The following is an 11402-nucleotide window of genomic DNA, read 5'->3' on the forward strand; positions in this document are numbered from 1 at the left end:
AAAGGAGTACCATGAAGGTCATCATCACGGGAGGTTCGGGGTTCATCGGGTCCCATGTCGTGGACGAGGTCCTGGCCGCCGGACATGAGGTCGTCATCTATGATACCGAGGCGCCGCGGTTCGGACAGAAGTGCGGCTATGTGCGTGGCGACATCCGTGACATCGATCGTTTGTCCGCGACGGCGAAGGGGGCGGAGATCATCTACAACCTGGCGGCCGAAGCCAATGTGAACAGGTTCTTCGAGAGCCCCATCTACTCGAACGAGGTCACATCCCACGGCACCCTGTGCGTGCTTGAATCGGCCCGCCGTGCCGGGAACGTCCGCGTCATCCTGGCGTCCACGGAATGGATCTACGGCTCGGTGGCCGCCTCCGGGAACGAACAGATCACCGAAGAGACCCCGTACTCGGGGAGCCCGGACCATCTGTACACGTCATCGAAGATCGCCGCCGAACTCTTCTGCAAGAACTATCTCCGCCTCTACAGTGTGCCGTTCACGATCATGCGCTTCGGCATTCCGTTCGGCGAGCGCGCGCGTCCGGAGACCGTGACGCCGATCTTCATCCGGCGCCTGATGCACAACGAACCGATCACCATTCACGGCGATGGCAGCCAGTCGCGCCAGTTCATCTATGTGAAGGACCTTGCGCGCGGGAATGCCGCGTGCCTGCAGAGCGCCGCTGCGAACCAGATCTTCAACCTGAACGGGAAGCAGCAGATCACCGTGCTGGAGATCGTCCGCACACTGGAAAGCATCCTGGGAAAGACGGCCAATATCACCTTTGTGGAAGACCGTGCAGGCAATTTCAAAGGCCGCTTCATCTCTTCCGAGAAGGCACGCACCACGCTCGGCTGGGAAGCCCGCCTCGGCTATCGTGAGGCGATGGAGCATTACGTGCAGTGGTATCTGACGAATATCGCCAAAGGATAACGTATGAAATTCCCGATCCCCCTCATCGAGCGTCACACGTCCATCAAAGAGACGATCCAGCGGATCGAACGTACCCCGTTCAATACCGGATTCATCATGAGTGAACAGGGCGTGTACCTCGGCGGGGTGTTCACCACCGACCTGCGCCGGCTCCTGATCAGCGGCGTGAGCGCCGAAGCCGAGGTGGGTGCCTATCCGATGAAGTACACCTACCGCGTCGAAGAACGGTCGCAACAGGACCGGAAGCAGCTCGACGCGCTCCTGGCCGACCTCCAACTCCATGGCGTGATGTACGTGCCCGTGGTGTCGTCCGTCGGCGAGATCCAGGACATCCTGTCGGTCGATGACATCGCGGCCACGAAGTCCGGCGCCAGCAAGCTCCTCACCGATCCCGAAAAACGCGTGCTCGTCGTCGGCGGTGCGGGGTATCTGGGGAGCATGCTGACCCGCAAACTGCTGGCGCGCGGGTACCGGGTGCGGGTGCTGGATAGCTTTATCTACGGCCGGAAGTCGGTCGAAGACCTTGCCGGGAATGAACGGTGCGAGATCCTCGAGGGCGACCTGCGCAACATCCATACGTGCGTCAATGCGCTCGAAGGGGTGAATGCCGTGATCCTGCTTGCGGCGATCGTCGGCGATCCTGCCTCCAAGGTGCGCCCGACCGAAACGATCGAGACCAATGTGCTCGCGGCGCAGGCACTGGCGACCGCCGCAAAGCTCCAGCACATCAGCCGGTTCGTCTATGCGTCCACCTGCAGCGTGTACGGTGTGGGCGCGGACCTGCTGGATGAGGATGCTGCCCTGAATCCGGTGTCGCTGTATGCCCGGACGAAGATCGCGTCCGAAGAGATCATCCTCAAGATGGGCGACAGCTACTTCGCTCCGACGATCCTCCGCATGGGGACGCTGTACGGCTACTCCCATCGCATGCGGTTCGACCTTGTGGTGAATACGATGTCCATGAAGTCCTTCACGGACAAGAAGATTCTCGTGTTCGGTGGGAAGCAGTGGCGTCCACTGCTGCACGTGGAGGATGCTGCGGAAGTGTACATGCGCTGCATCGAAGCCGATCTGAAGAACGTCGGGAATCAGATCTTCAACGTCGGGTCGGATGAGCAGAACTACCAGATCGAGGAGATCGCAGACCGCGTCTCCACGACCCTGGGCGGGATCCCGATCCACCGCGACGACAGTTCCCTGGACGCGCGCGACTATCGCGTGTCGTTCACGAAGGTCCGCGAGACCCTGGGGTTCCGTCCCCAGGCATCGGTGGAAGGGGCTGCGAGCACCATCTTCGGACGCCTGGAGGATGGGACCATCAAGAATCCGGCCCAGCGCATCTATTACAATCACTATTTTGATGCTGCCGAGGATTGAACGTGCACGGGGGTGCCGTTGTCCGGGGGAGGTACAAGCATGACACCTGTTCTTTTGACAGAAGCAAAGAATGCCGCACGCGCTCTGCGCCGGACGCTCAGGTTGAGTCCGATGTGCGGGGTCCTGCGCGATCTCCGGTCGCGCGGCATCAATGTCGCATCGCTCGATGCGCTCGAATGCTTCGCCTTCACGGGAGGCATGCACACGCGCGACTATGCGGCCTCCGTGCGGAGCCTGGAACTCTGGGAGATCCATGCCGGCCATGAGCCGGTGCTCCGCGCTGGTTTTCCGGGATCGGTGGTGCGGATCACGGATACGTATGCCGAGGTCGCGCGGACGGACCGGCGGTTCGGGTTCGTTGTGGTCGACAATTCTCCCGTGCACGTCGGTCACGTCGAGCATTTTGACCTGTTCCCGGACATCTTCCGTGTCCTCGAGGATGAGTCCGTTCTGGTCCTGGATGTGATCCCGGAGTTGAACGGCGCGGTGCGGAGGCAGTATCCGGAGATGTTCAAGGAAGCGACGCTGGATGCGCGCAGGCGATTCTTCAACGCCAACGACCCCCGGCATCTGTTTCAGGGTGAGTTGCTGTCCGCGTATGCTGCATTGGCACAGCAGGCAGGATTCCGGATCGCTTGGAGCTTCTTCCGCAGGCGGAATCCGATCATCACGTATCTTGTGCTCCGGCTGGTACGGGTATCCGGCGGGAGCGGACCGGCAGAAGTTCAACCCGAACGTACAACGCAAACGAGGCGATCGAACTAGCATATGCGTATTCTGTTCCTGGTGTGCAGCGTGACGGATCACGATGAGAAATTCGTCCGCAACCTTTCCGCTGCCGGCCATGAGACCTGCATCTTCTCGTTCCACCAGCGTCAGGTGGACCCGCGCCTTGCCACGCTGCCGCACATCAGCGTCGAGTCCGTCCCGTTACGGTTCCTGCCCAAGCTGCAACGGTTCATGCCGATCCACCTGCTCCCGCGGCTCAAGGCATGCATCAAGCGTTTCCGGCCGGATGTGATCCATGGCGGGAACACGTGGAACGAATCCTTTCTCGGTGCGCTGTCCGGGTTCCACCCGCTGCTCGTCATGCCCTATGGGTCGGATGTGCTGCTGGACACCCAGCGGAACCCCTGGTTCGCATTCGCCAACCGCACGGTGTTCCGCGCGGCGGATTGGGTGACGTGCGATGCCGAGCATGTGAAGAAGAAGCTCATTGCGGATTTCGCGTATCCCGGGGAGAAGATCACGGTGATCCCGTGGGGGATCGATGTGGAATCCATCGCCCGTGGCCGCGCTGCCCAGCGTGATGCCGTGCGGAAGGACCTGGGGTGGCAGGACAAGTTCATCGTGATCATGACGCGGAACCACGAGCCGGTCTATGGCATTGATGTGTTCCTGAAGGGGATGGGCGCTGCCTGTGCGAAGAACCCGAACCTCCGCGTGATCATGATCGGGGGTGGGGGGTTGACAGCCGAGATGAAAGCGCTTGCGGGATCCCTGGGCCTCACGGATGTGATGCGCTGGACCGGGAAGATCCCACGGGAGCAGTTGCTGCAGTATCTCTATGCATCGGACCTGTACGTCTCCACCTCGCACAGCGACGGCACGTCCGTGTCCCTGCTCGAAGCGATGGCCGCAGGGTTGTCGGCACTGCTGACCGACGTGCCTTCCAATCTGGAGTGGATCATCGATGGCGAGAACGGGCGGATCGTGCCCCGGGGGGATCATGCCGCCGTTGGCGAAGCGGTCCTCGCGCTGGCTGCCGATGCGTCCGCGAACGAACGGTACGGGCAACGCAATCTCGAGATCGTGCGCGCCCGGGGCGACTGGGCGGGGAACTTCCGCATGATCGAAGACATCTATCAACGACTCGCATCAGGAGCAAGCACCCGACCGTGAGCTACACACAGACACCATTCTGGGAATCCGTACAGCGCCTCGATGCCTGGCTTGTGCGGAATGAGTATAAGGGGTACGATCCCTTCGACGGCCTGTCATCCTACTTGCGTCCGTTGACGTTCTACAAGAGATTCCCGCAACAGGTGCTGCAGCAGGGAGTCCGGCGCAATCCGTTCAATCTGCGCCCGCTGCTCGGCATCAAGCCCCACACCAGCACCAAGGGCGTGGGATTTCTGGCGGGTGGCTACCTGAATCTCTTCCTGCTCACGGGTGAGGCACGCTATGAAGAGCGGACGAGGTGGGCGCTGGACTGGCTCATCGCGAACAACTCGAAAGGGTACTCCGGCTATTGCTGGGGGAACGCGTTCGATTACATCTCGCGCGGATCGGATATCCCGAAGTACGCACCCACGGTGGTGTGGAGCGGCCTGATCGGCCATGAGTTCATCGAGGCCTACCGCGCGCTCAAAGATCAGAAGTATCTCGATGTTGCGCGGAGCATCGCGACGCACATCCTCAAGGACCTGCCCCGGTTCACGGACCCGAACGGACTGGTCATCAGTTACGTGACCGATGCGAATCTTTCCGTGCACAATGCCAATCTCATCGGTGCCCGCATGCTTGCCGAGGTCTACCGGGAGACCGGTGAGAAGGAGCTCCTCGACATCGCCACGGAAGCGGTCCGCTCCAGCGTCAAAGGCCAGCTCGAGAACGGGGCCTGGTATTACGGCGAGCATCCGATGTACCACTGGATCGACAACTGGCACACCGCGTACGACCTGGATTCGATCCTTGGCTACCAGATCTGCAGCGGGAACACGGAGTTCCAGCCGGCGCTCGAGAAGGGGATGGATTTCTACGTCAAGCATTTCTTCACCGACGAAGGCGGGCCGAAGTACTACTGGGACCGCGCGTACAAGTATGATATCCAGAGCGCATCACAGGCCATCGATACGCTGACATTCTTCAGCCGGGAATGGCAGCGCCCGGAGTACCTTGCCCTGGCCGAGCGCGTCGCGCTCTGGACGATCCGCAACATGCAGGATCGCGACGGCTATTTCTATCTCTGGAAGAATTCGTGGTTCACCAATAAGACCCCGACCTTTCACTGGGGCGCGGCCACGATGCATCATGCACTCGCACATCTACTGAGAGAGAGGACCTCCCGTGAACATTAGCATTTTCGGTCTGGGGTATGTCGGCACGGTATCCGCAGTATGCCTCGCCAAGCAGGGGCACCGTGTCATCGGGGTCGACACCAATCCGGTCAAGGTAGAACTGATCAATAAAGGCACCACCCCGATCGTAGAACCGGGTGTGGAGGCGCTGCTGCATCAGGCGATCGCCGAACGCAAGCTGTCCGCGACCACGAATCTCACGGAAGCCGTCCAGGGGACGGACCTGAGCCTCATCTGTGTCGGCACGCCGAGTGCGCCCAACGGCAGCCTGAACCTCGACTATGTCATGCGCGTCGCCGAGCAGGCGGGACAGGCCCTGCGGCTGAAGAACACGTATCACGGCATCGTGGTGCGGAGTACCGTGCTGCCCGGCACGGTGGACAAGGTGGCGGCCCTGGTCGGCCGTGAATCCGGCAAGCAGCCCGGCAAGGATTTTGGCGTCGCGGACAACCCCGAGTTCCTGCGTGAGGGCACGTCGGTGTTCGACTTTGAGAACCCGCCGTACACGGTGGTGGGCGGCTCGGATGACAAGATCGTGCAGATGCTCCGTGAGATGTATGCGGGCGTCAATGCCCCGTTCCATGCCGTCAAGATCCGTGAGGCCGAGATCCTGAAATACGCGTGCAACGCCTTCCACGCGGTGAAGGTGACGTTCGCGAACGAGATCGGTGCCATCAGCAAGAAGCTGGGCATCGACAGCCATGTGGTGATGAACATCTTCGTGCAGGACACGAAGTTGAACATCTCACCGTACTACCTGAAGCCCGGCTTCGCGTTCGGCGGGTCGTGCCTCCCGAAGGATGTCCGCGCCATCACGTATGAGTCGCGCCGCAACGACATCGCGACCCCGCTCCTCAGCTCCCTGATGCCCAGCAACGAATCGCAGGTGCAGCGGGCCGTGGACTGGGTCGTGGCCACGAAGCGGAAGAAGATCGGCATCCTGGGCCTGAGCTTCAAGAACGACACGGATGATCTGCGCGAAAGCCCGATCGTGGATGTCGTTGAGACCCTCATCGGCAAAGGCTACGATCTCTCGATCTACGATGCCAACGTCAACCTCGCCCGGCTGATCGGTGCGAACAAGAGCTATATCGAACATGAGATCCCGCACATCTCCTCGCTCATGAAACCCTCGATGCAGGATGTGCTCGACCATGCGGAGGTCATTCTCGTTGCGAACAAGGGTGCGGAGTTCAAGGACATCACGCGCCTCGTCAAACCCGGCCAGATGATCTACGATCTGGTCCGGATCACCGAAGACTGGAAATCGACGCATGGACACTACGAAGGTATTTGCTGGTAAACATATCCTGCTGGTCATCGAGAACGAGGCAGTGCCGTTCGACCGGCGCATGTGGAACATCGCCCGCGCGCTGAAGGAAGCCGGCGCGCGCGTGAGCGTCATCTGCCCCATCTTTGGCAAGGACAACGAGCGCTTCACGGTGCTGGAAGGCATCGAGATCCACCGGTACACGAATACCTTTGCCGACGGTTCGGTCGTGGGGTACTTCCGGGAATATGGCGTTGCGTTCCTCAAGACCTTTTTCCTGCTGCACCGGCTGCTGCTGCGGGGAAAGGTCCATGTGGTGCACGTGGCCAACCCTCCGGATATCTTCTGGCCGCTGGCGCTGTACCTGAAACTCTTCGGCATCCGGTTCATCTTCGATGAGCACGACCTCTCGCCCGAAGCCTACCTCAGCAGGTTCGATAAGGAGGAGAAGGACGCGGGGATGCTCTACACCATCCAGCGGTGGTTCCAGAAGCTGTCGTACCGCTTCGCGGATGGGATCCTCTCCACGAACGAAACATACAAGCAGCGGGCCATCGAGACCGACCCGCGCAACGCGAAGAAGGTGTTCGTGGTGCGTAACGGACCCGACACGCGGAGCTTCAAGTTCGCACCGCCCAATCCCGCCCTGAAGAAAGGGCGCAAGTATATGGCCGCCTATATCGGCGTGATGGCCATTCAGGACGGGCTCGAATACATCATCCGCGCGGTGGACGAGCTGGTGAACACGCGCAAGAACCGTGATGTCATGTTCTACCTGATCGGCAAGGGCGACGACTGGCCGCGGCTGAAAGAGATGGCGGCGGAACGCGGCATCGCGGAGGATATCGTGTTCACGGGGCGCATCCCGGACCCCGAGGCGCTCGAGATCATGTCGACGGCCGATGTGTGCCTGTCGCCCGATCCGTACAGCCCGCTGAATGAGCTCTCCACCATGACCAAGATCATGGAGTACATGTCGCTCGGCAAACCGATCGTTTCCTTCCATCTCAAGGAGAACAAATTTTCGGCCGGGCCGTGCGCATTGTATGTGAACAACAATGACCCGGTGGCATTCGCTGAAGGCATCCTGACGCTGGCGAACGATCCGGCACGCTGCAAGGAAATGGGCGAGGCGGGCGTGAAACGCGTCGCAGAAGAGTTATCGTGGCAGAAACAGGCGGAACGCCTGCGCGCCGCGTATGCCTACGTTCTTTCACGATGATGGAGATCCGGAGCATAGACCCGCTCACCGACCCGCAGTGGCTGCCGTTCCTGGACGCCACCCCCGGCGCGACGGTGTTCCATCACCCGCAATGGATCGCGCCGCTGATGGAGGCCTACCGGTACACCCCGGCTTCCCTGGGGTGTTTCGACGGCGGGACCCTGGTGGGCGTGTTGCCCTTGCTGGAGATCAGGAGCCGGCTCACGGGCCGCCGCGCGGTCTCGTTGCCGTTCTCGGACTACGGTGGATCGGTGGCGGTCTCCGATGATGTGCATACTCTGTTGCTGGATGCTGCCCTGGCACGGGGGCGGGAACGCGGACTCGCATTCATCGAGATGCGCTCCGAGATCGAACATGCGTTCGCGTGCCGGAGCGGGGCCTATAAGCGTCATCAGCTCGAACTGGGGCAGGACCCCGACCGGCTGATGAAGGCTTTCGATAAGTCGCAGACCCAGCGCGGTCTGAACAAGTTCCTGAAGTCGGGAGGAGTGGTTGAGCGGCGGACAGACAAGGAAGGCCTGCGGACGTTCATGCAGTTGAACTACATGACGCGGCGGAAGCACGGACTGCCGCCGCAGCCGGACCGGTTCTTTGACGGGTTTCAGAAGCATCTCATGGACCGCGGGATGGGGTTCGTGAGCATCGCACGACTGGGAGAACAGGTGCTGGCGGCGTGCGTGTTCATGCGCTACAAGGACACGCTGTACTACAAGTACGGCGCATCGGATGACGAGGGGCTTGTGCATCGTCCGAACCATGGCATCATGTGGGACGCCATGCGTTACGGCATCGCCGAGGGGATACGTATCCTCGACTTCGGGCGGTCGGACCTGGACGGTGAGGGCCTGATCAAGTTCAAGCGGGGATGGGGGACCATCGAAACGGATATTTCCTACGCGCAGGTTGGGACCGTGGCACGGCCGGCGGGTGGCGGGTCGGGCGGCGGGATCCTCGACCGGTTGAAACCGGTGATCCAACGGATGCCGGTGCCGGTGTTGAAGGTGATAGGACAGGTGTTGTATGAACATGTCGGATGACGCAACGGAAGTGAAGCTGCCGGGAGCAGAGCGGTCGACGCTGCGTGAACTTCTCAAGATCGGCGAAGGTATCCCCGAGCCGGAAGGAGTCGAGACGCAGGTCGGCCACTGGCTGTACGAGCGGTACGTGGATGACCGTCAGGGATGGAAGCGGCGTCTCTATTACGCCCTGAAGCCCATCATCCCGCGTCCGGTGCAGATCGCGTTGCGTCAGCGCTATGTTGCGGTGCAGGCGGAGACGGCCTTTCCGGCCTGGCCGGTGGAGCCTCTGCTCGTGACGAAAGTGGATGCGTACGTCCGCGGGATGTTGAAGGTGCGGCCCGATGTCCACCGGATCTCGTACTGGCCCGGGAATGCCCGCGCGGCATTCGTGATCACGCACGACGTCGAGTGGGACTCCGGCTTGCGTCGCGCACCCGCACTTGCAGCGGTGGAGAAGGAACTCGGGTTCTCCTCGTGCTGGAATCTGGTCCCCGAACGGTACCCGATCGATTGGACGATCGTTGACGCGTTGCGCGAGGGTGGGTTCGAGATCGGAGTGCACGGTTTGAAGCATGACGGCCGTTTGTTCCAGTCGCGCACGATGTTCGAATCGCGGATGAAGGCGATCGCGGAGTATGCGCGTTCCTGGGGTGCGCGGGGGTTCCGCTCGCCGTCCACGCTGCGCAATGCCGCATGGATGACGGCGATGCCGTTCGCGTACGACAGTTCGTTCCCGGACACCGATCCGTACGAACCGCAGACGGGTGGGTGTTGCAGTATCTGGCCGTACTTCCTCGGGGACATGGTCGAGCTGCCGCTCTCGTTGCCGCAGGATCATTCGCTCTTTGAGATCCTCGGTCACACGGACATCGGTGTGTGGAAGGAAAAGATGGAGTGGTTGCTCGCGCACGGCGGGATCGGCATGATCAACATCCATCCGGACTATATGCTCACGGATGACCGGCTGAGGTTGTACCGGGACATGCTGGAATACGTCAGGGGCTTGCAGGGTGTGTGGCACGTGCAGCCCCACGAAGCGGCACAGTGGTGGCGCGACCGCCAGGCATCGTCGCTCCGGGAAGAGGGTGGGACCTGGCGGATCGTCGGACCCGCCGCGGGCAGGGGTGTGGTGCTCAGGAGCACGCTGAAGGAAGGTACCGTGGTCACGACGCCGGCCGGCGCAGCGTGACCGTGTTCACATGACACGTGGCAGTCGCAGGTGTGCAGAGGGATCCGGCCATGACAAAACGTACTCACGAACAACAGGACAGCATATGATGAAGGTACCGTTTCTCGACCTGAAAGCACAGTATACCAGCATCAAGGACGAAGTCCTTCCGGCGATCCATTCTGTGCTTGACAATACGGCCTATGTCCTCGGCAAGCCGGTGGCGGAGTTTGAGGCTGCCTTTGCGAAGGAACACGGCGTGCAGTACTGCTATGCGGTGAGTTCCGGGACCGACGGCAACCACATGGTCCTCTGGGCCCTGGGCCTCGGACCGGGCGATGAGGTGATCATGCCGGCGAACACGTTCATTGCGACGGCGTGGGGCGCGACGTTGTGTGGGGCGACGCCGGTGTTCGTGGACTGCGAAGCGGACAGTTACAACATCGACCCGAAGAAGGTCGAGGCGAAGATCACGCCAAAGACGAAGGCGATCGTGGCGGTGCACCTGTATGGCCAGCCGGCCGACATGGACCCGCTTGCCGAGATCGCAAAGAAGCACAAGATCGCGCTCGTCGAGGACTGCGCCCAGTCGCACCTGGCCGAATACAAGGGGAAGCGTACGGGCGGACTCTCCGTGGCATCGTCCTACAGTTTTTACCCCGGCAAGAACCTTGGCGCGTACGGCGAGGGTGGGGCGGCGGCGACCAACGATCCGGAGCTGGCGCGCAAGTTCAAGATGATCCGCGACCATGGTGCCGAGAAGAAATACCATCATGAGATGTACGGGCACAACTATCGCATGGAAGGCATCCAGGGTGCGGTCCTCGGCGTGAAGCTCCGCCATCTGGGCGCCTGGACGGACGCGCGGCGGAAGAATGCGGCCATCTACAATGAGGTTCTGAAGGGGATCCCCGGCGTGGTCACGCCGAAAGAGATGCCGTACGCCAAACATGTGTACCATCTGTATGTCATCCGTGCCCCGCGGCGCGATGATCTGGCGAAGCACCTCGAGGCGAATGGTATTTCGACCGGTCTGCACTATCCGATCCCGTTGCACATGCAGACGGCCTTCAAGCAGCTCGGGTACAAGGTGGGCGATTTCCCGGTGACGGAGAAGGCGGCGAACGAGATCCTGTCGTTGCCGATGTTCCCCGAGCTCACCCGCGAGCAGATCGAATACGTGGCACAGAACGTTCGGGCATTCTACGCCTGACGTTGCCGGTGAGGTTCCGCGCCGCCCCTGCCCATGCAGGGGCGGACGCGATTTGTGCTAATGCATTGAAACATAACGTGATACCCTGTTGTTAGAGAGGAGTAGCTACCATGAGGACTCA

At 61.3% G+C, this 11402-nt stretch carries 10 protein-coding genes; all 10 read left to right on the forward strand.

Going from position 1 to position 11402, the window contains the following annotated elements; translation table 11 throughout:
• The first annotated feature begins 11 nt into the window (after positions 1 to 11).
• On the forward strand, positions 12 to 932 hold the full coding sequence (locus tag IPI01_18310; GenBank protein MBK7259710.1) for an NAD-dependent epimerase/dehydratase family protein: 921 nt from the start codon (positions 12 to 14) through the stop codon (positions 930 to 932).
• Positions 933 to 935: 3 nt separating this feature from the next.
• Entirely contained in the window at positions 936 to 2309 is a 1374-nt protein-coding gene (locus IPI01_18315) for an SDR family oxidoreductase (protein ID MBK7259711.1), read from the forward strand.
• 39 nt (positions 2310 to 2348) lie between these two features.
• Positions 2349 to 3074, forward strand: coding sequence for a hypothetical protein (locus IPI01_18320; GenBank protein ID MBK7259712.1), 726 nt, complete (start codon positions 2349 to 2351; stop codon positions 3072 to 3074).
• Positions 3075 to 3077: 3 nt separating this feature from the next.
• Entirely contained in the window at positions 3078 to 4211 is a 1134-nt protein-coding gene (locus IPI01_18325; protein ID MBK7259713.1) for a glycosyltransferase family 4 protein, read from the forward strand.
• Positions 4208 to 5389 carry a hypothetical protein gene (locus IPI01_18330; GenBank protein ID MBK7259714.1) on the forward strand — a complete coding sequence of 394 codons (1182 nt, stop codon included), beginning with the start codon at positions 4208 to 4210 and terminating at the stop codon, positions 5387 to 5389. The genes IPI01_18325 and IPI01_18330 overlap by 4 nt, the downstream gene beginning before the upstream one ends.
• Positions 5379 to 6692 carry a nucleotide sugar dehydrogenase gene (locus IPI01_18335; protein MBK7259715.1) on the forward strand — a complete coding sequence of 438 codons (1314 nt, stop codon included), beginning with the start codon at positions 5379 to 5381 and terminating at the stop codon, positions 6690 to 6692. The genes IPI01_18330 and IPI01_18335 overlap by 11 nt, the downstream gene beginning before the upstream one ends.
• Positions 6664 to 7881 carry a glycosyltransferase family 4 protein gene (locus IPI01_18340; GenBank protein ID MBK7259716.1) on the forward strand — a complete coding sequence of 406 codons (1218 nt, stop codon included), beginning with the start codon at positions 6664 to 6666 and terminating at the stop codon, positions 7879 to 7881. Before IPI01_18335 ends, IPI01_18340 begins: the two co-directional genes overlap by 29 nt.
• Complete coding sequence (locus tag IPI01_18345) at positions 7878 to 8918, forward strand: GNAT family N-acetyltransferase (protein MBK7259717.1); 1041 nt, start codon at positions 7878 to 7880, stop codon at positions 8916 to 8918. The genes IPI01_18340 and IPI01_18345 overlap by 4 nt, the downstream gene beginning before the upstream one ends.
• The gene (locus tag IPI01_18350) at positions 8902 to 10089 is read left to right on the forward strand and encodes a hypothetical protein (protein MBK7259718.1); all 1188 of its coding nucleotides are present in this window, start codon (positions 8902 to 8904) and stop codon (positions 10087 to 10089) included. The genes IPI01_18345 and IPI01_18350 overlap by 17 nt, the downstream gene beginning before the upstream one ends.
• 88 nt (positions 10090 to 10177) lie before the next feature.
• On the forward strand, positions 10178 to 11281 hold the full coding sequence (locus IPI01_18355) for a DegT/DnrJ/EryC1/StrS family aminotransferase (protein MBK7259719.1): 1104 nt from the start codon (positions 10178 to 10180) through the stop codon (positions 11279 to 11281).
• The last annotated feature ends 121 nt before the right edge of the window (positions 11282 to 11402 follow it).

It is taken from the genome of Ignavibacteriota bacterium (assembly GCA_016707525.1).
GTDB lineage: Bacteria > Bacteroidota > Ignavibacteria > UBA10030 > UBA6906 > JAGDMK01.